Origin of the sequence: Pseudobutyrivibrio sp. YE44 (assembly GCF_900104335.1) — a bacterium.
GTDB lineage: Bacteria > Bacillota > Clostridia > Lachnospirales > Lachnospiraceae > Pseudobutyrivibrio.
Map to the genome: position 1 here is coordinate 68044 of NZ_FMXT01000001.1, position 26988 is coordinate 95031.

The 26988-nt window shown below is 38.6% G+C and carries 22 protein-coding genes and 1 other RNA gene; 19 read left to right on the forward strand and 4 right to left on the reverse strand.

Translation table 11 applies throughout. The features are described from left to right. The first annotated feature begins 8 nt into the window (after nucleotides 1-8). Genes BLR54_RS00325 through BLR54_RS00335 form a run of 3 tightly spaced genes read left to right on the forward strand, consistent with a single transcriptional unit; the run spans nucleotide 9 to nucleotide 3636 of the window. Complete coding sequence (locus BLR54_RS00325) at nucleotides 9-1040, forward strand: hypothetical protein (protein WP_090416238.1); 1032 nt, start codon at nucleotides 9-11, stop codon at nucleotides 1038-1040. Nucleotides 1041-1077: 37 nt separating this feature from the next. Next, nucleotides 1078-2574 (forward strand): accessory Sec system protein Asp2, encoded by a 1497-nt coding sequence (gene asp2, locus BLR54_RS00330; RefSeq protein WP_090416239.1) that lies wholly within the window; start codon nucleotides 1078-1080, stop codon nucleotides 2572-2574. A 42-nt stretch (nucleotides 2575-2616) separates the two neighbouring features. After that, nucleotides 2617-3636, forward strand: a complete 1020-nt coding sequence (locus tag BLR54_RS00335; RefSeq protein ID WP_090416240.1) for a hypothetical protein — start codon at nucleotides 2617-2619, stop codon at nucleotides 3634-3636. A 51-nt stretch (nucleotides 3637-3687) separates the two neighbouring features. Here BLR54_RS00335 and BLR54_RS00340 read toward each other — a convergent pair whose 3' ends face one another. After that, on the reverse strand, nucleotides 3688-4521 hold the full coding sequence (locus tag BLR54_RS00340) for a transglutaminase domain-containing protein (protein ID WP_090416241.1): 834 nt from the start codon (nucleotides 4519-4521) through the stop codon (nucleotides 3688-3690). 257 nt (nucleotides 4522-4778) lie between these two features. On the opposite strand from BLR54_RS00340, the gene thrC reads away from it, so the two are divergent. After that, nucleotides 4779-6269, forward strand: a complete 1491-nt coding sequence (gene thrC / locus BLR54_RS00345) for a threonine synthase (protein WP_090416242.1) — start codon at nucleotides 4779-4781, stop codon at nucleotides 6267-6269. 136 nt (nucleotides 6270-6405) lie between these two features. Here thrC and BLR54_RS00350 read toward each other — a convergent pair whose 3' ends face one another. Together BLR54_RS00350 and BLR54_RS00355 are read right to left on the reverse strand one after the other, a co-directional pair. Next, nucleotides 6406-7287, reverse strand: coding sequence for a chemotaxis protein CheX (locus BLR54_RS00350; RefSeq protein WP_090416243.1), 882 nt, complete (start codon nucleotides 7285-7287; stop codon nucleotides 6406-6408). Nucleotides 7288-7290: 3 nt separating this feature from the next. After that, nucleotides 7291-7671, reverse strand: coding sequence for a response regulator (locus tag BLR54_RS00355; RefSeq protein ID WP_090416244.1), 381 nt, complete (start codon nucleotides 7669-7671; stop codon nucleotides 7291-7293). 180 nt (nucleotides 7672-7851) lie between these two features. On the opposite strand from BLR54_RS00355, the gene BLR54_RS00360 reads away from it, so the two are divergent. The 3 genes from BLR54_RS00360 to BLR54_RS00370 all read left to right on the forward strand — a co-directional run bounded on the left by BLR54_RS00360 (nucleotide 7852) and on the right by BLR54_RS00370 (nucleotide 10616). After that, nucleotides 7852-8205, forward strand: a complete 354-nt coding sequence (locus tag BLR54_RS00360; protein WP_090416245.1) for a hypothetical protein — start codon at nucleotides 7852-7854, stop codon at nucleotides 8203-8205. A 62-nt stretch (nucleotides 8206-8267) separates the two neighbouring features. Next, the gene (locus BLR54_RS00365; RefSeq protein ID WP_090416246.1) at nucleotides 8268-8939 is read left to right on the forward strand and encodes a response regulator transcription factor; all 672 of its coding nucleotides are present in this window, start codon (nucleotides 8268-8270) and stop codon (nucleotides 8937-8939) included. A 141-nt stretch (nucleotides 8940-9080) separates the two neighbouring features. Then, nucleotides 9081-10616, forward strand: coding sequence for a sensor histidine kinase (locus BLR54_RS00370; protein ID WP_242871170.1), 1536 nt, complete (start codon nucleotides 9081-9083; stop codon nucleotides 10614-10616). Between the two features lie 978 nt (nucleotides 10617-11594). Here the strand turns inward: BLR54_RS00370 and BLR54_RS00375 are convergent. Continuing rightward, nucleotides 11595-12968, reverse strand: a complete 1374-nt coding sequence (locus BLR54_RS00375; protein ID WP_090416248.1) for a citrate/2-methylcitrate synthase — start codon at nucleotides 12966-12968, stop codon at nucleotides 11595-11597. Nucleotides 12969-13294: 326 nt separating this feature from the next. On the opposite strand from BLR54_RS00375, the gene pckA reads away from it, so the two are divergent. From pckA to BLR54_RS00435, 12 genes are all read left to right on the forward strand, one after another. Next, entirely contained in the window at nucleotides 13295-14908 is a 1614-nt protein-coding gene (gene pckA / locus BLR54_RS00380) for a phosphoenolpyruvate carboxykinase (ATP) (RefSeq protein ID WP_090416249.1), read from the forward strand. A 296-nt stretch (nucleotides 14909-15204) separates the two neighbouring features. Beyond that, a non-coding RNA gene (gene ssrS / locus BLR54_RS00385) (6S RNA) lies at nucleotides 15205-15388 on the forward strand. A 231-nt stretch (nucleotides 15389-15619) separates the two neighbouring features. Next, nucleotides 15620-16492, forward strand: a complete 873-nt coding sequence (locus BLR54_RS00390) for a YihY/virulence factor BrkB family protein (protein WP_090416250.1) — start codon at nucleotides 15620-15622, stop codon at nucleotides 16490-16492. A gap of 67 nt (nucleotides 16493-16559) precedes the next feature. Then, nucleotides 16560-17597 carry a tRNA preQ1(34) S-adenosylmethionine ribosyltransferase-isomerase QueA gene (gene queA / locus BLR54_RS00395; RefSeq protein ID WP_090416251.1) on the forward strand — a complete coding sequence of 346 codons (1038 nt, stop codon included), beginning with the start codon at nucleotides 16560-16562 and terminating at the stop codon, nucleotides 17595-17597. A 268-nt stretch (nucleotides 17598-17865) separates the two neighbouring features. After that, complete coding sequence (locus BLR54_RS00400) at nucleotides 17866-18921, forward strand: phenylalanine--tRNA ligase subunit alpha (RefSeq protein ID WP_090416252.1); 1056 nt, start codon at nucleotides 17866-17868, stop codon at nucleotides 18919-18921. Nucleotides 18922-18935: 14 nt separating this feature from the next. Beyond that, complete coding sequence (gene pheT, locus BLR54_RS00405; RefSeq protein ID WP_090416253.1) at nucleotides 18936-21296, forward strand: phenylalanine--tRNA ligase subunit beta; 2361 nt, start codon at nucleotides 18936-18938, stop codon at nucleotides 21294-21296. 26 nt (nucleotides 21297-21322) lie between these two features. Then, nucleotides 21323-21670 (forward strand): PilZ domain-containing protein, encoded by a 348-nt coding sequence (locus BLR54_RS00410; protein ID WP_090416254.1) that lies wholly within the window; start codon nucleotides 21323-21325, stop codon nucleotides 21668-21670. Nucleotides 21671-21684: 14 nt separating this feature from the next. Beyond that, nucleotides 21685-22545 (forward strand): prolipoprotein diacylglyceryl transferase, encoded by an 861-nt coding sequence (gene lgt / locus BLR54_RS00415; RefSeq protein WP_090416255.1) that lies wholly within the window; start codon nucleotides 21685-21687, stop codon nucleotides 22543-22545. Between the two features lie 424 nt (nucleotides 22546-22969). Continuing rightward, on the forward strand, nucleotides 22970-23401 hold the full coding sequence (mraZ, locus tag BLR54_RS00420; RefSeq protein ID WP_028246662.1) for a division/cell wall cluster transcriptional repressor MraZ: 432 nt from the start codon (nucleotides 22970-22972) through the stop codon (nucleotides 23399-23401). Then, the gene (rsmH, locus tag BLR54_RS00425) at nucleotides 23401-24336 is read left to right on the forward strand and encodes a 16S rRNA (cytosine(1402)-N(4))-methyltransferase RsmH (protein WP_090416256.1); all 936 of its coding nucleotides are present in this window, start codon (nucleotides 23401-23403) and stop codon (nucleotides 24334-24336) included. Before mraZ ends, rsmH begins: the two co-directional genes overlap by 1 nt. 61 nt (nucleotides 24337-24397) lie before the next feature. Further along, nucleotides 24398-24886, forward strand: a complete 489-nt coding sequence (locus tag BLR54_RS00430) for a hypothetical protein (protein WP_090416257.1) — start codon at nucleotides 24398-24400, stop codon at nucleotides 24884-24886. A 132-nt stretch (nucleotides 24887-25018) separates the two neighbouring features. Continuing rightward, nucleotides 25019-26941 carry a peptidoglycan D,D-transpeptidase FtsI family protein gene (locus tag BLR54_RS00435; protein WP_242871171.1) on the forward strand — a complete coding sequence of 641 codons (1923 nt, stop codon included), beginning with the start codon at nucleotides 25019-25021 and terminating at the stop codon, nucleotides 26939-26941. Nucleotides 26942-26988 lie beyond the last annotated feature (47 nt).

The window sequence follows — 26988 nt, forward strand, 5'->3', positions numbered from 1 at the left end:
GGTAAATCATGAACAAGAAGTTAAAAACCACGTTAGAGTTGTTGGCAGTATTGGCTATAACAATTATTATTGCGCTTTCTAGTCCGTTCAATCCTTGGATCACTGGTGCAGAGGATACCTTGACTCAGGTGCAGCATGATATACTTGATATAGCACATTCAGTCAGAGATGGATACTTAGCCTATGTGGAACTGGATGGTCATTATGGACCAGTGTTATATGAGTTTTATGGTTTAGGATATTTGTTGACAGAAACTCATATTGTTCACTTCATAATGGAAACAGTTGTAGTATTTTTTTCGGTATTGTTTGTTTACAAAACTAGCAAGCTATATACCTCTGAAATATTTGCACTGTTATGCACTATAGTGATGACAGTTTTCTCTTGGGGTGCTCTTACACATGCAGGAGCAGAGGAATTATTATTCTTCCTGTTATCATTAACTTGCTATCATGTGGCAAGACAATTGAAATTTGGATTTTTATCATATCATACATACTTATTAGCTATAGATTTTGGTCTTGTTTTTTTCCTTCAGCCAGGTTATTCCATTTTATGGATTATCCTCTTTGTATTCTTCGCTATTAAGATTAAGCTTGATGGGCTTGAGGGAAAGGAGTACAGAGCCTACTACATTTCTCTATTAGAGGGACTTATTACTGTAAGTATTCCTATGGGACTATATCTTTGGTATTTCAAAAATGCTAGAGCTTTCGTGGACAAGGTTGTAATTTACAATTTGAAAAATCTTGGTGGCTTTGGTCAGGGGCTTGGAATAGTTGCATTTACTCCTTGGATTCTCTTTGCAGCAGTTCTTATTGTTGTGATTATTATTAAGGCTGTAGGTGGAGATAAAGTTAAGGATTTATGTTGTTGGCTTGGATTTATAGTGGCTGCTATTTTGGTATTTTCACTTCAGGCTGACAAGGTCGATACCATGGTTCAGCTGTCAAAGGCACTTTATGTGATTCCTTTTGCAGCAGCATTTTCATTGTTAGATAAACCTCTGGGATTGAAACCAGAGGAAAGAAAATATTAATGTAGCTTTTTGTTGAAGAATCTATATGTAGAAAACTATGGATAAAATTAGAATTTTACAGATTGGAAAAGAAAGCTGGCAAGGCAAATATAAGCTTCCCGATAGGGTGAAGCTTATTTTTGCTTGTGACAAAATTGAATTAAAGAAAGAAATATACGAGATAGTTGTGCTAGAGCGAAACATCACCGAGATGGAGTATGCAGCAGTAAGAAAAATGTCCATGGCCTACTGCTTTTTTGTGGTGGATAATTTTGAGGTTGATAGAGTTACAAAAAAGCTGTTTGAACAGAAAATGGGAAAGATAATCCCAGCCTATGGCATTCAGAATTTTATTGATAATGAAGTTAAAAAATATTTTCCAAAGCCTTATGGTGAAAAGTTTAGACCAGAATCTCTAGGAATAGCCCAAGGGTTCAAGGGCAGCATTAAATGGTACGGTCAATATAGCGTTACTCTTGAGGGGGAGTATGGTGAAGGCTTTAATCAGATAGCCTTTTGGAGAGGTAATATTCCAATTGAAGAGGAACAAGGAATAGAGTTTTGGCTTGAGTATAAGAAGGAGCCTGGCATAGAAATAGCTCTTGAGATAAAGCAGTTCGTTTCTGGAAGCTTGGCTGATGTCAGTGATAGCTGGAGCTTTTCTGAACAGGATCTTTTAAAACCAGTATTGATAGAGGGAAGAAACGGTGCTGGAACAATCTTTTGTGAGCTTAAAGCAAAGGGAAGAGGGCGACTTGATATAATTGGCCTTCATGACAGAATATCTCGATGGGATCAGGGCATCTTTATGGTTGGTGGTGAAAGATTTGTAACCAAAGACCGCGAGGAAATATTTGCCTACTTTGATCCAGGTGATATGAAGCCACCAATGGCAGTGTACTTTTCTGGATATAAGACAATGGAAGGCTTTGAAGGATATTACATGATGAAGAAAATGGGCTGCCCATTCCTTCTTATTGCAGAGCAAAGATTCCAGGGCGGTGGCTTTTACATGGGCAACACCGAATATGAAAAGCTGATGGTTTCGGTAATAACTCATTATTTGAATCGTCTTGGCTTTTATTCGGATCAGCTTATACTATCAGGAATTTCCATGGGCACAATTGGGTCTATGTATTATGGCTGCGACCTAAAGCCTCATGCATTAATTCTTGGAAAACCTCTTGCCAGCCTAGGAGATATAGCTGCCAACGAAAGGCTTAGACGTCCTGGAGGCTTCCCAACCTCATTAGATCTGCTTAGATATCACGGTGGTGGAATGGATCAGGAGGCTGTAGATAATCTGAATGACAGATTTTGGACGAAGCTAAGAGCTACAGATTTTAGTCATACGAAGTTTATAGTTTCATATATGTACGAGGATGATTATGATGATACAGCCTATGACAAACTACTTTCAGAATTAAATTCCGTAGGTGTTCAGGTGTATGGCAAAGGTCTTCATGGTCGTCACAATGATAATTCGGCTGGTATTGGCGCATGGTTCAAGGGCCAATACGAACGTGTCCTTCAGGATGACTTTGAAAGAGGATAGGTGTATAATGGCCCCTGTAGAAAAAAATACAGGAGTAACATTATGAATACTTATTCTGATTATGTTGACCATTATTTCCAAATGCCACAGTTTATTATCTTCCTTGTGTTGGCTATGGTTTTGATGGGGATTGTGTTTTTTGTTTTTTATCTTTATGCAAAGAAAACAAACAAAACTGAAGAAAAGCTGGAGCATGAATTCTATTATTTATCTGAACGCTTTTATGAGCTGATTTTCTCAGGCGGTTCAATTATAGGATTTATGGCTGCCTATTATTTGATTAATCGATTTGTGACAACTGGAAGCTTCAAGGTATTCTGGGATGATTACAAAGATTACTTGCTGTTGCTATTCATGGTCATTTCTATTTTGGTGAATAGCTTCCTTGATCATTTCGTTATTAGGATAAAGCATCTTGATGATGAGGCTATGGCTTCTATCAGACTTACAGGTATGCTTTATATGATTATTATTTTTTGTTACATAAAGTTCATCTACGAAGATAATAATTATGATATGTTCATTGCCTATTTCCTTACATTGATGATCGGTCGATTCGTTTACTTTGATGCAAGCTTCATTGATTTTTTGAAGTGTATTAAGAGAGCTGCAGCAAATATACCTATGATGATTATGGCACTTGCTTATCTTGGCATCATGTGTCTATACGGCTATTCAAATGACTATCTGTTGAAGCATAATGGTGTAATCACAAACATTTTCTTTACTCACCTGTTTATGATAGTTGCAATGTTTGTAACTCACTTTATTGCTTATGGAATTGTGAAGAAAGCAGCTGGCTCAAAGTCAAAGAAGGCTGTTGCAGGGGAAGTATCAAGACAGAAATCTAGACTTACCAGGGAAGAGCGTAGAGAAAGAAGAGAACAAAGAACTAGAGAAGCAGAGTATTATGAAGAGTTACAGATGCCAGAAAATATAAAAGTCAGAACATCAAGAAATCCTAGAAGAACAAGACCAGAAAGAGTGAGTAGTACTATAGATATGAGAGTAAAGGCCACAGAGGAAGTGGATATTTCTATTCAGGATTTGACAGATTTATAGCATAGTAAAGCGGATGAAGAAATTCTTCATCCGCTTATTGTTTTTTACTGTTTAGATGGCATTGCAAGCTGGAAGCATTGCTGATAATTCTGAACGAATATGGTTGTGGGCTATCTGTCCATCAGTAACATTAAAATACTGATAAGAATGAGTATTTAATGTTTCGTTTATAGTATCATCACCAGTAATATCTACATTGTAAAAATTTCCACCAATTCTAACAATATTCCAAGCATGTTCTTCGCCGTTGGCCATTCCAGTAACATAATAACAAACGATTCCTAGCTTTTGACAGGACAGTTGGAAGGCTCTTGAATAACCTGCGCATACGCTTGTGCCTTCTACTAATGCTGAATAAGCACTTTGATGTTTTGCGTTAACAGCATTGTAAGTGGCAAGGTCACATATGAGATCGTGAATGGCACGCTCCCTCTCTAAATCTGTTGGGAAAGCAGCAGCCTGAGAAACAATATTATCAACTGCATTGTTAAATGCTATAGTAGCGGAAGCAAGAGCATCCTTTGAAATACAGTAGCTTAGCTTTAATTGGATTACCAAGTTGTCAGCATTGTAACCATATTTGTAGGATGTGTTAACCCAGAATAGTTCAGGATGATCATTGTAAACTGCATTCATGGTTATATATAGATCATCGTGAGATAAAGGTGTAACCAGCTTGAAGATTCTTTCATTAAAAGCAATTATGTTTTCGTATACCTGATTGTAAACTGCCTGCTGCTCTTCATTAAGAACCGTATTATATATGTACATTTCTCCACCCGCATAGGTTTTGAAATCACAATGCATAAACAGTGTTATTGCTAGGATAACAGAACATATTATTGAAATTATTTTCACTAATTTTGTGTTTGCCAGTCTTGCCATAGGTTTGCACCTCGCTGTTAGATATAAGGCCAATAAAATAATGGCGTACTATTATTATAACTAAAGCTGTCAGATAATAAATGGATTCAGGCTAAAGTTCACGGAAAAATCATAAATAATAAAAGGGAAGAGTGAAAAAATATATAATTAATAATGGCTACATTTTTACGCCTATTTGTTGAAATTTTGACTAGATTTTAATAGTTCACTGTGCTAAAGTGTAGGGAAAGAATTTATAAATAAAGAGAGGAAGTATCATGTCAGTAAATTATGTTAGTACAAGAGATGTAAACAAGGCTGAAATAACAGCTTCACAGGCTATTTTAAAGGGACTTGCAGATGATGGTGGTTTGTTTGTTCCTACAGAGATTCCTAAGCTTGAAGTTTCAGTTGAGAAGCTTGCTCAGATGTCTTATCAGGAAGTAGCTTATGAGGTTCTTAAGCTTTTCCTTTCAGATTTCACAGAAGAGGAATTAAAGCATTGTATCAACAGTGCTTACGACAGCAAGTTTGATACCGAGGAAATCGCTCCTTTGGTATTTGCTGATGGCGCATATTACCTTGAGCTTTTCCATGGTGCAACAATAGCTTTTAAGGATATGGCTCTTTCAATTTTGCCACATCTTATGATTACTTCCGCTCGTAAAAATAATATTAAGAATGACATTGTTATTCTTACAGCTACATCAGGTGATACAGGTAAAGCTGCTCTTGCAGGCTTTGCAGATGTAGAAGGTACACGTATTGTTGTATTCTATCCAAAGAATGGTGTATCTGCTATCCAGGAGCGTCAGATGGTTACTCAGAAGGGTGATAACACTCACGTTGTTGGAATTAAGGGTAACTTTGATCAGGCTCAGACTGGTGTTAAAGAGATGTTCAATGACAAAGCACTCGCAGAAGAGTTAGATGCTAAGGGATTCCAGTTCTCATCTGCAAACTCTATCAACATTGGTCGTCTTGTTCCACAGATTGCTTATTACGTATATGCGTATTCAAAGCTTCTTGCAGAAGAGAAAATTACTTCAGGTGAGAAGATTAATGTGGTTGTTCCAACAGGAAATTTTGGAAATATCCTTGCTGCATATTATGCTAAGAACATGGGACTCCCTATTGATAAATTAATTTGTGCTTCAAATGAAAATAAGGTTCTTTATGATTTCTTCACAACAGGAGAATACGACAAGAATCGTGAGTTTATGCTTACAAATTCGCCATCAATGGATATTCTTATTTCAAGCAACCTTGAGCGTTTGATTTATCATATTGCTGGAAATGATGCGGGAAAGAATGCAGAGCTTATGGCTAGCCTCAAGGATACAGGCAAGTATGAAATCACTGAAGATATGAAGGCTAAGCTTGATAGCTTCTACGGAAATTATGCATCTGAGCTAGAGACAGGTATGGCAATTAAAGGCTTGTATGATGAGACAGGCTATATTATCGATACACACACAGGCGTTGCTTCTTCTGTATACGGAAAGTATAAGAAGGCTACTGGAGATGACAAGACAACAGTTATCGCATCAACTGCAAGCCCATTCAAGTTTACTCGTGCCGTTATGGGTGCAATTGACCCAGCCTACGAAAAGGAAGAAGACTTTGTGCTTGTAGATAAGCTTTCAGAGCTTGGACAGGTTGCAGTTCCTAATGCAATCGAGGAGATTCGCACAGCACCAACTCGCCACGACACCGTAGTAGAGGTCGCCGACATGTGTGCTGAAGTAAAGCGTTTCCTTGGAATTTAACTGGTGGTTGGATGTGAGAAAAAATTAAGAGCCCCTAAGTAGGCATCAAGCTCTTGTATCTCTCAAGCGAAGCATTTTGCGCTGAGCGGAGAGATACAAGGCTTGTAGCCGTAACTTAGGGGCTTGTTTATATTTATTAGAAAGCCACGAGTAAATGTACCGTTCCGAATGGGTAGGCTACCGGGAAGTCTACGCATTTATTTGGTCCAGATATTACACCATCTTGTGTAACTTCTGGTGGCTCAAGTGCTATATCCTTAGAAAGCTGATTTGAAACATTTACAATAAATAATCCATTGTGGAGGTTCAGAAAATCTTCAAGAGCTGCCACGACATATTCATTAAACTCATTGAAATCTTCTTTTGCATATCTAGATGAAAAGGCGATGGATGTATCTCTATCGCAATCAATATGAGTCTCAAAATCATGATCACCTGAAATCATCTGAGAAACACCAAAGGTAATAGGGAATTCTTCCAAAACCATTGGAGTAAGAGGCGTGAAATCCTCACCAATAAATCTTATTAAGCTGTTGAACATAAGCTCCAGATACATTATGTTCAAGTCATTTGCTGGCATTTCAGCCATTAAAAAGAACTTTGAAATAATGCCTTCTACAGCTTCTTGATTTTCAACGTCAAGGCTTAAATCGTAAAGCTCGGATTCGCTCTTGTAGTCGAACATAACACGCTCAAGCTCTTCGTAAGAGAAAATGCCATCCTCTACCAAATTTTGGCCAAGAAGAAGGAACTCAGGTGTTTGTTTTGATAAAAGTTCTGTCACCTGATCTTCTGTAAGATATCCTCTATTTACTGCAATCTCACCGAAACGTTTATCTTCTCTGGTTTGCACATAGAGACACTCATCCACTTCATTTGCGGTCATAAGACCCTCGTGAATGGCAATGGTACCAAGCTTTATATGAGTTTGTGATAAGCGAGCCATTGCATCAAATAATTGTTCTTGAGTAACCAACCCCTTTTGGAGCAGATAATTTCCTAAGAACTGAGTATACATATATTACTTTCCTCCAAGTCGAAGCTCGATTATTTCTTTAATCTGATTTTTTTCGAAGGGCTTTTGGATGAAATCCTTTGCACCTAACTGAATAGCCTTTTTAAGTTGCTCCTGAGTGCCGACAGAGGATACAATAATGATGACAGCATCCTTGTCAAATTCTTTGATTTCAGCAAGAGCAGTAGTACCGTCTTTTTCTGGCATAACGATATCCATAAAAACGATATCAGGTTTTTCAGCTTTATACTTATCCACCGCATCTTGACCGTTGACGCCTTCGATAAAGGTGCCACCCTCGGCTTCTTCTTTTATGGCATCCATCAATTGTTTGCGGGCCAGAATGGAATCATCGCAAACTAAAATTTTTTTATTTGTTATGTCCATAAAGCCAAATCCTCCTGCATATTATAGTATAATAATACAATAACAATTCTTATTATTCAAACGTATTTATCTGAAATTTCAATGAACTCAAGCGAATTATCACTATTGCGTGACGGTTTTATTTTCGCTATAGTTTAGCTATAATTATTACCATATTAATATATTGGAGGACTTATTTTAATGAACATGAATTTCTTTTCTATTTTTGATGTAATTATTGGTGTATTGGGACTGTATTTAGTGTACACCGGTATTAAAAGCTATAAGAAAGGTGAGGTTGATCCGATGATGATTACATCAGAGGAGCTTACTCGCTGTAGTGATCTTGAAGGACTTTCTAAGTTCCTTATGCCTAAGTGTGCAGTGTTTGGTGGATTTTGTGTGCTTTTTGGTGCTCAGGGACTTCTTAATGATGCAAAGGTTGTTGAGTTTTCAAAGTCAGTAAACATTGGTTTTTTGATTGCCTTTGTTGTTGTATGGGTGATTTTCTCTTATTTCATTCGCAAGGCAAAAAAAGAATTCATTAAATACTAAGGTGACCTTCACTTAGTCTTCACATTTATAAGCGAAACTCTATGTATGATTAGGAGGCGCAAATGAAAAAGATTTTGGTAGTGGATGATGAAGAAAAGATTCGTTCTATTATTCGCAAGTATGGCGAGTTTGAAGGCTACGAGGTAGCAGAGGCCTGTGATGGTATGGATGCCATTTCTAAGGTCAAGAAAAGCAGCGATTATGATGTGATTATCATGGACGTTATGATGCCAGAGCTTGATGGTTTCTCAGCTTGTAGTGAAATAAAAAAGATAAAAGATATTCCTGTAATTATGCTTTCTGCCAGAGGCGAAGAATATGATCGTATTCATGGATTTGAAGCAGGGGTGGATGACTATGTGGTTAAACCATTTTCACCTAAGGAATTAATGATGCGAGTTAAGGTAGTAACAAGCAGAAGCAAAAGCGAAACTGTTGCTGCAGACGTGTTTAAGTACGAAGGTCTTGAGATTAACTTTACAGCAAGAACAGTTTCTATTGATGGAAAGAGGATAGAAATGTCTCCAAAGGAATATGAGCTTTTATTTTACTTGGTTCGCAATAAAAATATTGCCCTCGAAAGAGAAAAGCTTATTACAGAGGTTTGGGGCTATGACTATTATGGCGATGACAGGACCTTAGATACACATATAAAGCTACTTAGAAATAGTCTTGGAGAGTATCGAAAACTTCTTATTACTTTGCGCGGAGTTGGATACAGATTTGAAGCATAGTTTTGCTTTGGAGGGATTCTTTTGAATAATAGACATATAAGTATAAAATGGAAAACCTTTTCCATATTCTTGATTTTTACCATAGTACTGCTGGCAGTGCTATGGTTTTTTCAAATAGTTTATCTTAAAGACTTTTATAAAATGATAAAACGTCAAGAGACTGAGCGGATTTTAAACTCAGTAGAAAGTATTGTTTTAGCAAACGAAGAGGACTGTTCTGATGAAATTGAAAAGTTGGCGGCTAGCAACAATTTAGGTGTATATATCACTAATATAGATGGCAGCCCAATCTACAATGCTGAATACATTTCTAATTCGCAGATGTCATCATTGCCACCGTTCTTGTTTAAGTTTTTCTATGAGGAGGCAGTAAATAATGGTGGAGAGGCGGTAATCGAGTTTAAGGGTAGCGAGATGCAAAAAACTATTGACCGCGAAAAAGTAGAGCCTCCAAAAGATGCTTCTGAAGAGAAGAAGGAAGAGTCAGAAGAAAATCAATCTGTTGACAAACAGTTAGAAGAGAATTCGGAAGAAATAATAGACGGGGAATCTGATAATACTTCTGAGACAGAAGAAGAGAAGGGAAAAATCCCATATACAATTCCACCTCAGAAGGATGATATGAGCCAGTTCCGCCAGAATATCGGAAACGATATGGCAGAGTCTGTTATTTATGTAAGGGTTATAGATAATGGTGGTACAGAGCAGGTTATTATGATTAACTCAGTGCTTACCCCTGTAGATGCCACTGTTTCCACTTTAAAGGCACAGCTAAAGCTTATTTCAGTAATCCTTATTGTTATAGCTTTTGTTTTGGCAGTTACCTTCTCAAGGAATATTTCAAAATCAGTCATAAGCCTAAATGAAGGTGCGAAGAAATTAGCAGCAGGAGATTATTCCGTCAAGTTTGATTCCAAGGATTATATGGAAGTGGCAGAGCTTTCTGATACTCTGAACTATGCTGCTTCTGAGCTGGGAAAGGCCGACAGCTTCCAAAAGGAATTGATTGCAAATGTTTCCCATGATCTTCGTACACCTCTTACTATGATTAAAGGCTACGCAGAGGTAATGCGAGATATACCTGGTGAAAATACCCCAGAAAATGTTCAAGTTATTATTGATGAGACAGAGCGTTTGTCTGGGCTTGTAAATGATATGCTTGATATTTCAAAATTGAAGGCTGGTACAATTTCAATTCAGCCAGAGGAGTATAACTTCACTGAAAGTGTGCTTCACGTGTTACAGCGTTACAACAAGCTTAGAGAAGTGGATGGCTATACCATTGATTTTGAATATGATCAGGAAATTATCGTATATGCGGATGAGCAGAAGATGTATCAGGTGCTATATAATCTTGTGAACAACGCTATCAATTACACTGGCGAGGATAAAAATGTAAAGGTAATACAGAAGGTAAAGGGCAACACCTTAAGACTTGAAGTAATTGACACTGGTGATGGCGTTAAGCAGGAGGATATTCCATATGTTTGGGATCGTTATTACAAGGATTCTGCAACACATAAGCGCGCAATCCAAGGTACCGGACTTGGTCTTTCAATTGTAAAGAATGTACTTGAACTTCACGGAGCAAAGTATGGCGTTCACTCCACAGCCGGCCAGGGAGCAACCTTTTGGTTCGAGCTAACCATCAATCCTTTCGTGGAAGATGAAGAATAATTTAAAAATTTTTAGGGACTTTAGCTTATGGCTGAAGTCCTTTTTTTAACCTGCTTATTACATGATACCCATCAATGATAGTGTGTTAATGATACCCTTCGGCGCTTCGCGTCATTGACACACCGCCTTTTGATGGGTATAGAGTAATCAAGCAGGCTTGAAAATGGGACTGTGGCTATGCCCCAGTACGTAGATGTATACAAATGTGGGTTGAATTTGTAAATAAAGCATGTTTTACGGAAGGATGCTTGTTAAACCGCACTTGTTACGTAGTCTTATGATAAAGTGAGTATTATTTTGGTAACACATTTTAGATAATGTGTATGATTGGCGGGATATATGGAAATAAATGAATATTTGAGTGATAAAGAGGACTTATGGCTACGGAAAGATATCGCTAATTTGACATGTGTTACGTAAACGAAGCCCATTTAACAATAGCTATTTCCTGAATCTACAGTGTGATATATAGAAAAAGTAGGTTAAAACTGTATGAAAAGCAATATTTTACACTTAAAGATAATTGTAAGTTGATTAATACTCTGATTAGATAATTTGGAATTGCTATTTTATGCAAGATAAGTTTCATAATAAGTAACAATGTAAATTAATATTGAAAGCCATACAGTGCTATTGAAAAAAATAAATAACACTGTGATATGACATAATATATTTCCTAAAGAACTGGAGGCTCGCCACAGTCCCATTTTTACTTTGAGCTTGTCTGCAAAATATCCGCAAAAAAGAACCTCTGTCAAGGAAGCGAAGCTGGTGTTAGCCCTTGCCCTTGACAGAGGTTCTTTGCGGATAAAATGTATATAGCTCAAATAAAAAATGTGTATTATAAATAAAATATAGAAAGTAAAAAAGACCCCTAGTAGGCATCAAGCTCTTAGGTTTCTCAAGTGAAGCTTTCTTTAGCTGAACTGAGAAACACTAAGGCTTGTAGCCGTAACTAGGGGGGATAGTATATGTATATTAATCTACAATTCTTTCTTCGATTGGAATATATTTCTTATGCTGACATACGGTCATGTATGCAGGTCTCATAATTTTTCCCTTATGGCAAATCTCTTCCATTCGGTGTGCACTCCAGCCAGCAATACGTGCGATGGCAAATATAGGAGTGAAAAGCTCTGAAGGAATGCCAAGCATCTGATAAACAAAGCCAGAGTAGAAATCCACGTTTGGTGATACACCTTTGTAGATTTTTCGTTCTTCAGCAATAATCTTTGGAGCGAGCTTTGCTACTAATTCGTAGAGCTGATATTCCTTTTCCATTCCTTTTTCAACAGCAAGGTCTTCTACGAAAGAGTGGAAGGTGAGAGCACGTGGATCTGAAACAGAATAAATAGCGTGCCCCATACCGTAAATAAGACCGGCATTATCAAAAGCTTCTCCGTGAAGCAGGGCACGAAGATAAGCACCTACTTCCTCTTCATCTTCCCAATCCTTAAGATGAGCTTTCATATCTTCAAACATCTTTACAACCTTGATATTAGCACCACCGTGCTTTGGTCCCTTGAGAGAGCCAAGAGCAGCAGCAATGGAAGCATATGTATCTGTTCCTGAAGATGATACAAGGTGTGTAGTGAAGGTGGAGTTGTTACCACCACCGTGCTCCATATGAAGAATAAGTGCAACATCAAGAAGCTTTGCTTCAAGTGGAGTGAATTTGCTATCTGGTCTAAGGCAATGCAAAATGTTTTCTGCAGTTGAATAGTCAGGTCTAGGCTGATGAATGATAAGCGAGTTCTCATTGTAATAGTAGTCGTAAGCTGCGAAGCTATAAACTGAAAGCAATGGGAAGTTTGCAATCAACTGTAGACACTGTCTAAGTACATTTGCCTCTGATGTATCATCAGCATAATCGTCATAAGAATAAAGAGCTAGGACGGAACGAGCAAGCGAGTTCATCATATCCTTTGAAGGGCTCTTCATAATCATATCTCTAACAAAGTTCTGAGGTAGTGAGCGATAATCTGCAAGAATACCTTTGAATTCTTCTAATTGTTCCTTTGTTGGAAGGGAACCGAATAATAGAAGATAAGCACATTCCTCGAAACCAAAATGCTGTTCCATTGGAAGATTCTTAACTAAGTCTCTAACATTGTAGCCTCTATAGAAAAGTTGACCATCGCAAGGAACCTCTTTGCCATCAACAAATTTCTTTGAGTTTACTTCTGATATTTCTGTGATACCAACTAAAACACCCTTACCGTTAAGATCACGAAGACCACGTTTTACATCATATGTAGTGTACAGTTCTGGGTCTATATATGAGGATTTCTTGGAGAGCTCAGCAAGCTTTTCAACTTCCGGAGTCATCTCGCAATAATTTTCTATAACCATGTAACATTGTCCTCCTTTTTCACTTTAGCACGCTAAATCGTGATTTAGAGTATACTAACACAATTTAACTAAATATTACAAGAATAATTGTGACATTTCTTATATATAATTTTCAAGAAATTCCGTTATTTTTAAGAAAAATTTAAGAGTTGGCAAATTGCTTAAAAATCGAGTGAAAAATTGTACAAATCATAAAACAAAATTTATGTGAATTAATTGACAATAAAATAACGATTGGATAAAATGATATTTAGCGAAAATTAGTTCATAACCCTAGCTTTTTAAGGGTTAGCTAATAATATTTTTAGAAAGAAGAGGTAAGACAGATGGCTAATGTTGATTTAACAAAGTATGGCATCACAGGAACAACTAATATTGTTCACAATCCTTCTTATGAAGAGCTTTACAAGGCAGAGCTTGCAGATTCAAATGAGGGGTTTGAAGTAGGTAAGGAAACAGAGCTTGGCGCTGTTAACGTTATGACAGGTATCTATACAGGTCGTTCACCTAAAGATAAGTATATCGTTATGGATGAGAACTCAAAGGACACTGTTTGGTGGACATCAGAGGGATATCCAAATGATAACCATCCTATGTCTGAAGAAGTTTGGGCAAAGGTTAAGGAACTTGCAAAGAAAGAGCTTTCAAACAAGGATCTTTATGTCGTAGATCTTTTCTGCGGTGCTAACAAAGATACACGTATGGCAGTTCGTTTCATCGTTGAGGTTGCTTGGCAGGCTCACTTCGTTGAGAACATGTTTATCAAGCCTACAGCAGAAGAGCTTGCAAACTTCGAGCCAGATTTCGTAGTTTACAATGCATCAAAGGCTAAGGTTGAAAATTACAAGGAGCTCGGTCTTAACTCTGAGACTTGCGTAGCTTTCAATATCACATCTCGTGAGCAGGTTATCATCAATACATGGTACGGCGGAGAGATGAAGAAGGGTATGTTCTCTATGATGAACTACTTCCTTCCACTTAAGGGCATGGCTTCAATGCACTGCTCAGCTAACTGTGATATGGATGGAAAGCACACAGCAATCTTCTTTGGTCTTTCTGGAACAGGTAAGACAACACTTTCTACAGATCCAAAGCGTCGTCTTATCGGTGATGATGAGCATGGTTGGGATGACAACGGCGTATTCAACTTTGAAGGTGGTTGCTACGCAAAGGTTATCGGCCTTGATAAGGAATCTGAGCCAGATATCTACAACGCAATTAAGAGAGATGCTCTTCTTGAGAACGTAACAGTAGATGGCGCTGGTAAGATTGATTTTGATGATAAGAGCGTTACAGAGAATACTCGTGTATCTTATCCAATCGACCACATCAACAATATTGCAGCTGAGGTAAACGGTGTTTCTGCTGGTCCAGATGCTGATAACGTAATTTTCCTTTCAGCTGATGCATTCGGAGTACTTCCACCAGTATCAATCCTTACACCAGAGCAGACAAAGTACTACTTCCTTTCTGGTTTCACAGCTAAGCTTGCTGGTACAGAGAGAGGTATCACAGAGCCTACACCTACATTCTCTGCTTGCTTCGGTCAGGCATTCCTTGAGCTTCATCCTACAAAGTATGCTGAGGAGCTTGTTAAGAAGATGGAGAAGTCTGGAGCAAAGGCTTACCTTGTTAACACAGGTTGGAACGGAACAGGAAAGAGAATCACAATTAAGGACACAAGAGGTATCATCGATGCTATCCTTAATGGTGACATCAAGAATGCTCCTACAAAGACAATTCCAATGTTCAACTTCGAGGTTCCTACAGAGCTTCCAGGTGTAGATCCTAAGATTCTTGATCCTAGAGATACATACGCTAACGCTTCTGAGTGGGAAGAGAAGGCAAAGGATCTTGCTGCAAGATTCAACAAGAACTTTGTTAAGTACACATCTAACGAGGCTGGTAAGGCACTTGTTTCTGCAGGTCCACAGCTTTAAACAATTCAGAGCTAAGTAAGTTTTATATAGAAAATGGATGCTTGCATTCATTTTTCTATAAAAACTTATTTGGTGAGAACACCCTAATGAGCAAAAGTAAAGCTCTGAAAGAGCGATTTTGCGAATGAGGTCTGATTTGTATTATAAAAAAGCACTCTAATGTTACATGAAAACATGTGTATTGGGGTGCTTTTATTTTTTATAACACGAATAAGGACATTCTGTGAAAAATTCGTTCTTTATTTTGACACAAATTTGTTGTACTATAATTGCAGGTACAAAGATACCGAATTTTACCTAACCTGGGATGTACGATTTAACTTATCCTTTTTGAACCTACATTTACTTTAAACGGAATGCCTATATTTCTAATTGGCTGTCAGGCCTCCGAATTCGCAGTGGAAGACAAAAAATTAGTTGCGGCGATCCACCTAGCTAGAGCTAGGAGTCAATTGATAGGCCCGGCATTTTGGGTTAGGTTTCTGTTTGGATTTTGAGAGAGTCTTGTTACACTCTCAAGCCTTAGTATTATTTCTAGTCACTTTAGAATGTGACTAGAAACAACACTAAGAGCTTGATAGTTACAAGCCTCTTTTTTTATTGCTTGAAACCTAACCAACAAAATACTTTTCGTAGAATGGTGAGGGGAGAGAATTTCTTTAAAAATTCTTTGATATTTGGTAGAATTTTGTACTAGAGGAGAATAAAAATATGTGGACATTTTTGGGCTATGGAAAAACCTATTTAGATAAATGTGGAAGAGATAACATAGGGGCGTATGCTGCCCAAACAGCATACTTTATGATTATGTCATCCATTCCTGTAGTAATGCTTCTGGTGTGGGTGGCTGGATTGATTCCTTCTATTAATATGTATATGAACGAGCTGATTTATGACGTAATGCCATCTGAGTTTTCACCTTATGTGGCTAAGGTTGTGAGAGCTGTTACACATGGTTCTGTTGGTGCAGTTTCTATTTCAGCAATTATGGCTATCTGGTCTTCTGGAAAAGCTTTCCAGAATCTTATGGTTGGACTTAATCAGGTTAACAAAATCGAAGAGACTAGAAACTGGTTTGCAAGACGTCTTAGAGCCGTATTTTATACTTTGATTTTGCTTTCGATTATCGTTGTAATTATGCTGATGCTTGTCTTTACGCAGAAGTTCCAGTACTTTGCTAAGAACTATTATGGTTTCTTGCCATACATTATTGGTATTAGACCGCTGTTTAGAAGTGTGTTTGTTTTTATCTTTTTGGTTATCGTATTTACGTTTTTGTTTACAGTACTTCCAAACAAGCATCTCAAATTTATCAGTCAGTTGCCAGGCGGCTTTATCTGCGCTGTTAGCTGGTATGTATTCAGTATGTGCTTAGCTATTTGGGTTCGTATTTTCAATAATTTCTCCATGTACGGAACCTTTGCAACAATGATGATGTTTATGTTTTGGTTGTACTTCTGTATGTATTTTATGTTGATGGCTGCAGAGGCAAATGTATTCTTTGCAGAGGCCTTTGGTCTGGCTTGGCAGAATCGCAAGAATAGATTCAAGAAGAAGCACTCAAGTGATTGGACTAGTAAGTGATTCTGTGCTAAACTGAATGGAATGGTTTAGACCATAATTAAATGTTTATAATTAGAAAGAAATAAAAATGAAGGTTAAAGATTTTGATTATTACCTTCCTGAGGAGTTAATAGCTCAGGATCCTCTTGAAAAGAGAAGCAATTCAAGACTTATGGTCTTGGATAAGAACACAGGCGAGGTTGCGCATCGCCATTTCTATGATATAAAGGAATATCTTAAGCCAGGTGATTGCTTGGTTATCAACAACACTCGAGTTATTCCAGCAAGATTATACGGAGCCAGAGTTGGTTCCGGTGGAAAAGTAGAGATTCTTCTATTAAAGAGACTCAGCGACACTCAGTGGGAGTGTTTGGTTAAGCCTGGTAAGAAGGCTCGTCCAGGAATGGAAATTTCCTTTGGAGATGGTCTTTTAATAGGAAAGATTATTGATATAGTTGATGAAGGAAATAGAATCATCGAGTTTAGTTATGACGGAATCTTTGAGGAGATTTTGGATAAACTTGGTGAGATGCCACTTCCTCCATACATCACTCATAAACTTAAAGATAGAGATAGATATCAGACTGTTTATGCAAAGTTTGATGGCTCAGCAGCTGCACCGACGGCTGGTCTTCATTTTACGCCTGAGCTTCTTGAAGAGGTTAAGGCTATGGGAGTGAAGATTGCCGAGGTTACTCTTCATGTTGGTCTTGGAACTTTTAGACCGGTGAAGGAGGATGAGGTTTTAGACCATCATATGCATTCAGAATATTATGAGCTCACTCAGGAAGCCTGCGACATAATAAACGAAACAAAGGCAAATGGTGGAAGAGTTATTTCTGTTGGTACCACCAGCACCCGTACACTTGAGTCGGCAGCTGAAGCAGGCAAGCCTCTTACTCCAAAGAGCGGATGGACACAGATATTCATTTATCCTGGATATGAGTTTAAGGTCATTGATTGTTTGATTACAAATTTCCATCTTCCTCAGTCTACACTTATTATGTTAGTATCAGCTCTTGCAGGAAGAGAGCATGTGCTTGCAGCCTATGAAAAGGCGGTGGAGGAAAAGTATCGCTTCTTTAGTTTTGGCGATGCGATGATGATTACAGATTTGCAGCATTAGCATTGAATAGTTACTATTCACAGCAACTCCACCACATTCATAATGGAAGTCTTTCAGACTTCTTTCTCAGTGCTAAAGCACTTAACATTATTCATGTGGGTGGAGTCACTGATTCCAGTTTATAAAATATTAAAAATCATTCCTTACCAAATAAATTTGGACAGAATGGATTTTAAATATTTTAAAACTGTGAATAGTAACATTGAATTTAGCACTTTCAACTGTTAAAATTTTAACTTAGTGAGATTATTTGTTAGGGAGGCCACCTATGGTAGATATTATTTCAGAATTAAGCGCCAAGTTTGAGGCGGAGCTTCAGAATATCAAGAATTCTGAAGAACTTGAGAATATCCGTGTTTCTTATCTTGGCAAAAAGGGTAGCGTTACAGCTGCTATGAAAGAAATGGGCAAGCTCTCAGCGGAAGAGAAAAAAGAGTTTGGTCAGAAGATTAACATGCTTAAGAACACTGTTGCAGACAAGATTGCAGAGAAGAAGGATGAGCTTGCAGCATTAGAGCTTCAGAAGGAAATCGATAAGGTTCCTGAGTTTGATATTTCCCTTCCAGAGCGAAAGGACCAGGGAAGCTATCATCCAATCACACTTGTTCAGCGCCAGTGCGAGACAATATTTAAGTCGATGGGCTTTACTGTCGAGGATTATAGCGAGGTGGTTACAGACTACGAATGTTTCGAGTCAGTTAATATCCCTAAGTATCATCCTGCTCGTGATATGCAGGATACATACTATCTTGAGAACGGTCAGCTTCTTAAGTCTCAGACCACAGCTGCCCAGAATGCTATCTACAAGAAATACAGAAAGCAGCTTCTTGAGAACGGTACACCAATCAAGGCTATTTTCCCAGGACGTTGCTTCAGAAACGAAGCTACAGATGCTTGCCATGAGAACACATTCTTCCAGATGGAAGGTGTTATGGTTGGAAAGGATATTTCTATTTCAAACCTTATTTACTTCATGAAGACTATGCTTTCAGAAGTGTTTAGAAGAGATATTAAGGTTCGTCTTCGTCCAGGCTTCTTCCCATTTGTGGAGCCAGGCTTCGAGCTTGATATCAACTGCTTAAACTGTGGCGGTAAGGGTTGTCCTTCTTGTAAGCACTCAGGTTGGCTTGAGCTTTGCCCATGTGGTATGGTTCATCCAAAGGTTCTTGAAGAAGGTGGAATTGATCCAGAAAAGTACACAGGCTTTGCTTTTGGTCTTGGCCTTACAAGACTTGCAATGATGAAATATGGAATTAAAGATATTCGTGATTTGAACAGCGGCAATCTTAGCAGCTTAGCTCAGTTCAAAGATGACGAGCAGTAAGGGAGGACTAAAACATGTTTATTTCAATGAATTGGATCTCTGATTTTGTTGACCTTTCAGGTCTCGACAAGATGGAGCTTATTGCTAAGTTCTCTCTTGCAACAGCAGAGGTTGAAAACGATATTTTCCATAAGGGTGAAGATTTATCAGGTGTAGTTGTTGCTGAGATTAAGTCAGTAGAAGAGCATCCTGAGTCAAAGAAGCTTCATCTTTTAAAGGTAGATGCTGGTGATGGAAAGCTTACAGATGTAGTCTGTGGAGCTCCTAATGTTCGTGTTGGCATGAAGACAGCTTTTGCAAAGGTTGGAGCACAGCTTGGTGATATCACAATCGCTCCAAGACCACTTGCTGGTTTTGATTCTTTTGGTATGTGCTGTTCTGAAAAGGAAATCGGAATTTCAGATAACAACGATGGTATCATGGATATTCTCGAGGATGCTCCAAACGGTACAGATATCAAGGATTTATACGAAATCGATGATATTATCTTTGAGGTAGATAATAAATCGCTTACAAACCGTCCTGACCTTTGGGGTCACTATGGAATCGCCAGAGAGTTCGCTACAATTGCAAAGCGTCCTCTTAAAGAGCTTCCTACACTTGATTTAAGCAAGTACGACAATCTTGAAAAGGTTGATTTAAAGATAGAAGATGAGCTTTGTCAGAGATATTCTTCTATTAAGGTTGAGAACGTTGAGAAGAACGTTGCACCTATGAATATGAGAATTCGTCTTTTCTACTGTGGTATGAGAGGAATAAATCTTCTTACAGACCTTACAAACTATCTTATGCTTGAAATGGGTCAGCCTATGCATGCTTTTGATTCTCGTAAGGCAGAAAAGATTCGTGTAAAGAGATTCGATAAGTCATTCACTTTCACAACACTTGATGGTGTAGAACGAAATATCGATGAAAATACTCTTATGATTTGCAACGGTGACACACCAGTTGCTATCGCTGGTATCATGGGTGGTCTTGATTCAGAAATCGTAGAGGATACAACAACTCTTACTCTTGAGTCTGCTACCTTTAATGCTGCTTCTATTAGAAAGAGTGCAGTTCGTCTTGCTCACAGAACAGATGCATCAGCTCGTTATGAGAAGAGCCTTGATCCAGAGATGACTACAGTTGCTATTGCTCGTTTCATGAAGCTTCTTCTTGATATTGATCCAGGTGTAAAGGTTGTATCAGCCCTTACAGACGAGTATGCCTTCCATTATCCAAAGGTTGCTCTTGATTTTGATAAGGATTTTGTTGATAAGTATACTGGTATCGAAATCACAAATGAGCACATTGTTGATACACTTACTGCTTTAGGTTTTGGTGTTACTCAGGATGGAAATAACTTCCACGTAGATGTTCCTTCATATCGTGCAACAAAGGACATCAGCTTAAAGGCAGATATTATTGAAGAGATTACTCGTATCTACGGATATGACAACTTTGATTTAGTTACTACAGCAGCACCTCTTTATCCGGTTCGTATGGACGAGGTTAAGAATACTGAAGACAGAATCAAGGATATTCTTGTTAAGAGATTCAAGCTTCATGAGGTACATTCTTATGTATGGCAGTATGCAGACGAATACAAGAAGCTTGGTATGGAAGTAGAAGAGAACGTTAAGCTTGCTAATTCTACAAACCCTAATATTGAGACACTTAGAAATTCAATTATTCCTACTCAGCTTTGCCAGGTTAACTATAACACTGGTTACGATACAGATTTCGGTATTTTCGAAGTTGGTCGTGTAGTTGAGGGTCTTAAGGCTGATGGCCTTTGCGATGAAAAGAAAAAGCTTTGCATCACATTATTCTCTAAGACAAAGTCTCTTGAGTCACTTTACTTTGAACTTCGTGATATGGTTGCAGAGACAATCGATGATGTTAGAAATAAGGCTCTTACTTACAAGAAGCTTGAAGCTACACATTCATATGAGCATCCAAAGAACCTTAATGCACTTGTTTTAGACGGTGTTCAGATAGGTGAGATTGGTGTAGCGCATCCACTTGTTTCAAAGAAGATTGATAAGAAGGCTGCTATTGTATTTGCTGAAATAGATGTTGAGGCTCTTTCTGATATCAAGCCTGAGCCAATTAAATATGTAGAACCATCTAAATATCCATCAATTGAAGTAGATTTATCATTTATAGCCGAGAAATTTTCAGAAATAAATGATACAATAAAGGAAAGTGCTAGAGAAATCTTGAAGAAGGTTGGCGTAGCTGACGTATATTCAGATGGAAATAGCAAGTCAATTACTGTAAGACTTCTCTTTGGTGATGACGAGCGTACACTTACCCACGATGAAGTTCAAGAGGTAGTTGACGAGATAGTTCAGAAACTTAAGGATAAGGGTATAAATCTTAAGAACTAATCAATTATGTGTGGGAGGCAAAGAGCATGGAAGAGAAAAGAAAACACAAACGACTGGACATTAATGTAAAGGTTGAAATTGAACGCATTGATGAGGCGAACGTTACTACGGTCAAATATATGGACGTAGAGGTTACCAACATTTCAAAGACTGGTTTAGCTTTTAGGATGACAGGAGTTGAGTTTGAAGCCGGTGCTTGCTTTGATGCCCGAATTCAGATATGGACTAGAGAAACCATAGATACAGTATTCAAGGTTGTTCGTGTAAACAAGCTTCCTGATGATGTATATGAATATGGTTGTATCTTTGTTGGAATGACCGACACAGATGCGTTAAAGATTGAGATTTATCAGCTATTTAGTGATGCGGAATAATAGGAGAGCGTAATTTGGATACTAGCATTATTTTTCCAAATCTTCATATCACACTTAACAATGTCGGAAAAGGATTCTATATTGGATCCTTTTTCGTTGCGTTTTACGGAGTAATTATCGCAATTGGTATGTTGATTGGAGTAAGTTTTATTTTAAAAGAAGCGCATAGAGTTGGCTTTGACGAGGATAAGTTCCTTGATGTTTGCATAATAACAATAATAACAGGAGTTATTGGTGCCAGACTCTATTATGTAGCCTTCGAATGGGAATACTACAAGGACAATCTACTCAGCGCTCTTAACATAAGACAGGGTGGGCTTGCTATTTATGGTGGCGTGCTTGCTGGCATTGTCTGCGTGGCAGTGCTGTGTAAAATAAAGAAATACCAATTCCTTAAGGTTATGGATGTTTGCTTCTTTGGTGTAATTATAGGCCAGATATTTGGACGCTGGGGAAACTTCTTCAACAGAGAGGTCTTTGGACAGTATACAGATGGATTATTTGCTATGCTGCTTCCAATAAATGCAGTTCGTAGCCAAAACGATATTACTGCTGAGATGCTTAAAAACATTGTTAGCATAAATGGAGTAGATTATATATCTGTACATCCGACCTTCCTTTATGAATCTCTCTGGAACTTAGGAGTGCTTATCATAATGCTTCTTATGAGAAAGAGAAAGAAGTTCGAGGGACAGATATTCTGCACATATCTTATTGGATATGGTATCGGACGCTTCTGGATTGAAGGGATTCGCACCGATCAGCTAAAGCTTTGGGGTACAAACCTTCCTGTATCCCAAGCTGTCGCAGCTATTCTCGTAGTAGTTGGCGTAGCCATAGTTACGTATAGTCTTAAAAGTTCTAAGAAAAACTGAACAGAAAAAGATTAATATTATCTTTAAATCTTTATAAAGACAGGCTCAGTAGGTAACAAGCTATTATATCTCTCAAACGAAGCATTCTACGCTGAGTGGAGAGATATAATGCTTGTTGCTGTAACTGGGCCGTAATTTATTTATATAATAATTGTATTTTTTTAGAGACATCGAGTAATTCGATGTCTTTTTTTATGCCATTTTTTACGAATTTTTTACATTTTTTGCCCATATTGTGGGATGGCCCTCCACCAACCACCACATATGGAAAAGTTCAAGAAACATTGATTTTTCACGGTTTTTGGGTTGCACAGGGGAGCCATTTGGTATAAAATGTAGTTAAAAGTGGAGGAAAGTGGAATAAAAGTGTCACAAAGTGGTGGATTTGGAGACAGTCCGCTATGAAAGGAAGGAGGAGTGTCTCATGTTCATGGGTGAATACAGTCACAATTTAGACGCGAAAAATCGTCTTATTATGCCTGCTAAGTTCCGTGAGCAGTTGGGAGACCACTTCGTAGCCACTAAGGGACTTGATGGATGCCTCTTCGTTTATCCACTTAGCGAATGGCAGACCATAGAGGAAAAGTTCCGAGAGATTCCACGAACCACTAAGGATGCTAGAAAGTTCTCAAGATTCTTCTTTGCTGGAGCGGCAGAATGCGACATTGATAAGCAGGGAAGAGTATTGATTCCAGCCACTCTTAAGGAGTATGCAGGAATTGACAAGGAAGTGGTTTCTGTTGGTGTTCTTAACCGAATTGAAATTTGGTCTAAGGAACGCTGGATAGAGGAAGGCACTTATGACGATATGGATGAAATTGCAGAGCATATGGCAGAGTTAGGATTGGGAATTTAATGGAGTTTAATCATTATTCAGTTCTCTTACACGAGACAGTAGACAATTTGAATATAAAGCCTGACGGCATTTATGTTGATGGTACTTTAGGCGGAGGAGGACATTCCTTCGAAATTGCCAGTCATCTAACCACCGGTCATCTGTATGGTTTTGATCAGGATACTGATGCTCTTAAGGCAGCTGGTGAAAGACTTAGCTGCTATGGGGACAAGGTCACTAGAATTCACAGTAATTATGAATTCATGAAAGAGAGACTTGCAGAGCAGGGAGTCACAAAGGTTGATGGCATAATGCTTGACCTTGGTGTTTCAAGCTTTCAACTTGATGAGGCTGACAGAGGTTTCACTTACAGGGTCGAGGACGCACCACTAGACATGCGAATGGACAAGGATAATCCTATGACGGCTGCAGATATTGTCAACACATATTCTGCAGAGGATTTGACCAGAGTCCTTTATACATATGGAGAGGAAAAATTCTCCAAGCAAATTGTTAAAAACATAATTAAGGAGCGAGAAAAAGCTCCAATACTTACAGCAGGACAGCTTAACAAAATCATCGCTGAAAGTATTCCAAAGAAGGCACAGGTAGGTCAGGGACATCCTTCAAAGAGAACCTACCAAGCTCTTCGAATCGAACTAAACCGAGAGCTTACAGTTCTCGAAGATCATATCGACGATATGATAGAGCTACTAAATCCAGGTGGAAGACTTTGCATCATTACCTTCCATTCGCTAGAGGATAGAATTACAAAGGTAGCCTTTAAGAGAAATGAAAATCCTTGCACATGCCCAAAGAATTTTCCAGTTTGTGTATGTGGAAAGGTATCAATGGGGAAAGTAATTACAAGAAAACCAATTCTACCTAGCGAGGAGGAATTAGAAGCTAATTCGAGATCAAAGAGCGCTAAGCTTAGAGTTTTTGAAAGGGCATAAGTAAAGGGAGTTTTTATAGTACTAGTTTTAATTTGCAAACAGCAATAGTTAGGAGTTATCAATGCAGGAATTACAGTCTTATTATTACACACAGGGAAATGCAGTTAGAAAGCCTGAAGAGGTGTACGTACGTCCTGCTAGAAGTCTGCCTACAAGAGAGCAGCGTGAACGTGAAAAGAGAGAAGATGCTATACGTCGCCAAAAGATTACTGACAGACGTCGAGCTGCAGCCCTTAGAAGAAATAGAATATTAACAGGCTATATGATTATGGCAGTTGCCCTTACATGTATGATGCTTGTAGGATATGTAGCCTTACAGACAAATGTTACCACTAGAATGGATCACATAGCAGATCTTGAAAATGAGCTTTCTACAGTTAAGGCTGACAACAAAGCCGCAGAAAGTAGAATCGCTACAACAACTAATCTTACTGACATTAAGGATAAAGCCATAAACGATTTGGGAATGGTGTATGCAACTAGCAGCCAAATAGTGTATTATAGTGTAGATGGTTCTGATTACATGAGTCAGTACCAGGATATTCCATAGGAAGTACAGTAAATGGCTAGCAAAAGAAGAAGATTAAAACCAAATAAAAAAATTCTAAAAAGAATGCAAAGAAAGCTCTGGTTTGTGTTTGGAGTTGTTTGTATTCTTTTTGTCGTTCTAATAGGAAGAATAATGTACATTCAGCACTCAAGTGGGGATAAATATGAGAAAATCGTCCTCGCTCAGCAGCATTACGACAGTACAATTATCCCCTTCCAGCGTGGCGACATTGTGGATTCACGAGGTACTGTCCTTGCCACTAGTGTGGATGTTTACAATGTAATCCTTGACTGTAAGGTACTTAATGGTAACGAGGAAAAGCACGAGGGAAGCGTATCAGCCACAGTAAATCTTGTGGCATCGTGTTTCTCAGAGATTGATAAAGAGGATATTCGAAATCAGCTTGAAAAGCATCCAAAGTCACAATACTTTGTTTTGGCTAAAAAAGTTCCTTATGAGGAGATGGCAGAGTTCGAGGAAAAGAAAGCTGATAAATCCAATAAGAACAAGATATATGGTATCTGGTTTGAAAAGGAATATGTTCGTCAGTATCCTTATGGTTCCTTGGCTGCTTCCACCATCGGTTATGCAAGTAGTGGTAATGTAGGTGTTATTGGTCTAGAAAACAAGTATTCCAATATTCTTAATGGTATAAATGGTCGTACTTACGGTTATCTAAATTCAGACAGCAACCTAGAGCAGACCACAATCGACGCCACCAACGGAAATAATATTGTTTTATCCTTGGATGTAAACATTCAAACCATCGCCGAAAAGGCTATAGCAGACTTTAATAATGAAAAGCTTGCTCAGTGGAATGCTGATCATCCAGACGAGCCAAAGTCACAGGGCTCTCTTCACACAGCTGCGTTGGTTATGAATCCAAAGACTGGTGAAATTTTAGCCATGGCTCAATATCCATCCTTTGATTTGAATAATCCTAGAGATTTATCTGCTTACTATACTGAGGAACAGCTTGCAGAAATGACTACTGATCAAAAGATGGATCAGCTGAATAAAATCTGGCAGAATTTCCCAATCACTTATACATACGAGCCAGGTTCAACCTTCAAGCCTTTCACCGTTGCAATGGGCCTCGAGTCAGGTGTATTAAATGGAAACGAAACCTACTTCTGTGATGGTGGTGAAATGATTTCAGGCTATCCGAAGCTTGTAAAGTGTGTTGCTCATAGTAAAGGTGGTCATGGAACACAAACTATAGCAGACGCCCTTTCGAATTCCTGCAACGATGCATTGATGCAGATGGTTCGAGTTATCGGTCCTGATACCTTTGCTGATTATCAGTCCATCTTTGGCTTTGGTCAGAAGACCGGTATCGACCTTACGGGAGAGGCCAGCACAGCTGGACTTATATACAGCAGGGAGGATTTGCATTCTGCAATCAACCTTGCAACAAATTCCTTCGGTCAGAACTTTAACACCACAATGATTCAGCTTGGAACAGGTTTCTGCTCTCTTGTAAATGGTGGAAATCTTTATGAGCCTCATTTGGTTACAAAGATTACAGATTCAAATGGCAATACTATCCAGGAGATTGAGCCTACTGTTTTAAAGAAGACAGTATCTAGTGAAGTCAGCGATATGATGAAGGAATATCTTCATTATGTAGTTTCAAACGGAACTGGAAAGACTGCCGGTGTAGATGGATACACTATCGGTGGTAAAACAGGTACTGCCGAAAAGCTTCCTCGAGGAAATCACAAGTATTTGGTTTCCTTCATAGGTTTTGCACCTGTTGAGGACCCACAGTTGGTGGTATATGTAATTGTGGACGAACCATCAGTTGATGATCAGGCTCACAGTAGCTTTGCACAGGAAATCGTTCACAACATCTTCGCCAACGCTTTGCCTTATCTTGGAGTGGAATCATCCCTTACAGAAGAGGAAGAGCAGGCGGCTGCAGATGCGCTTACAGAGGCCGCACAGCAGTCTAATGTGGATGAAGGGGTAGCGGAAGATACACCAGAAGGTGAAGCTTCCACCGCCGACCCAGACGCCACCCCAGACGACGGCGACGAATCCGACGAACACTAACAACGCGTACCTTTGCGTTGGTAGAAATTCACTACTATAATGTATAT

Excerpts from the sequence above, each read along its gene's own strand:
- BLR54_RS00325 (WP_090416238.1), top strand. The coding sequence starts at position 9 with ATGAACAAGAAGTTAAAAACCACGTTAGAGTTGTTGGCAGTATTGGCT.
- asp2 (WP_090416239.1), top strand. The coding sequence starts at position 1,078 with ATGGATAAAATTAGAATTTTACAGATTGGAAAAGAAAGCTGGCAAGGC.
- BLR54_RS00335 (WP_090416240.1), top strand. The coding sequence starts at position 2,617 with ATGAATACTTATTCTGATTATGTTGACCATTATTTCCAAATGCCACAG.
- BLR54_RS00340 (WP_090416241.1), bottom strand. The coding sequence starts at position 4,521 with ATGGCAAGACTGGCAAACACAAAATTAGTGAAAATAATTTCAATAATA.
- thrC (WP_090416242.1), top strand. The coding sequence starts at position 4,779 with ATGTCAGTAAATTATGTTAGTACAAGAGATGTAAACAAGGCTGAAATA.
- BLR54_RS00350 (WP_090416243.1), bottom strand. The coding sequence starts at position 7,287 with ATGTATACTCAGTTCTTAGGAAATTATCTGCTCCAAAAGGGGTTGGTT.
- BLR54_RS00355 (WP_090416244.1), bottom strand. The coding sequence starts at position 7,671 with ATGGACATAACAAATAAAAAAATTTTAGTTTGCGATGATTCCATTCTG.
- BLR54_RS00360 (WP_090416245.1), top strand. The coding sequence starts at position 7,852 with ATGAACATGAATTTCTTTTCTATTTTTGATGTAATTATTGGTGTATTG.
- BLR54_RS00365 (WP_090416246.1), top strand. The coding sequence starts at position 8,268 with ATGAAAAAGATTTTGGTAGTGGATGATGAAGAAAAGATTCGTTCTATT.
- BLR54_RS00370 (WP_242871170.1), top strand. The coding sequence starts at position 9,081 with ATGATAAAACGTCAAGAGACTGAGCGGATTTTAAACTCAGTAGAAAGT.
- BLR54_RS00375 (WP_090416248.1), bottom strand. The coding sequence starts at position 12,968 with ATGGTTATAGAAAATTATTGCGAGATGACTCCGGAAGTTGAAAAGCTT.
- pckA (WP_090416249.1), top strand. The coding sequence starts at position 13,295 with ATGGCTAATGTTGATTTAACAAAGTATGGCATCACAGGAACAACTAAT.
- BLR54_RS00390 (WP_090416250.1), top strand. The coding sequence starts at position 15,620 with ATGTGGACATTTTTGGGCTATGGAAAAACCTATTTAGATAAATGTGGA.
- queA (WP_090416251.1), top strand. The coding sequence starts at position 16,560 with ATGAAGGTTAAAGATTTTGATTATTACCTTCCTGAGGAGTTAATAGCT.
- BLR54_RS00400 (WP_090416252.1), top strand. The coding sequence starts at position 17,866 with ATGGTAGATATTATTTCAGAATTAAGCGCCAAGTTTGAGGCGGAGCTT.
- pheT (WP_090416253.1), top strand. The coding sequence starts at position 18,936 with ATGTTTATTTCAATGAATTGGATCTCTGATTTTGTTGACCTTTCAGGT.
- BLR54_RS00410 (WP_090416254.1), top strand. The coding sequence starts at position 21,323 with ATGGAAGAGAAAAGAAAACACAAACGACTGGACATTAATGTAAAGGTT.
- mraZ (WP_028246662.1), top strand. The coding sequence starts at position 22,970 with ATGTTCATGGGTGAATACAGTCACAATTTAGACGCGAAAAATCGTCTT.
- rsmH (WP_090416256.1), top strand. The coding sequence starts at position 23,401 with ATGGAGTTTAATCATTATTCAGTTCTCTTACACGAGACAGTAGACAAT.
- BLR54_RS00430 (WP_090416257.1), top strand. The coding sequence starts at position 24,398 with ATGCAGGAATTACAGTCTTATTATTACACACAGGGAAATGCAGTTAGA.
- BLR54_RS00435 (WP_242871171.1), top strand. The coding sequence starts at position 25,019 with ATGTACATTCAGCACTCAAGTGGGGATAAATATGAGAAAATCGTCCTC.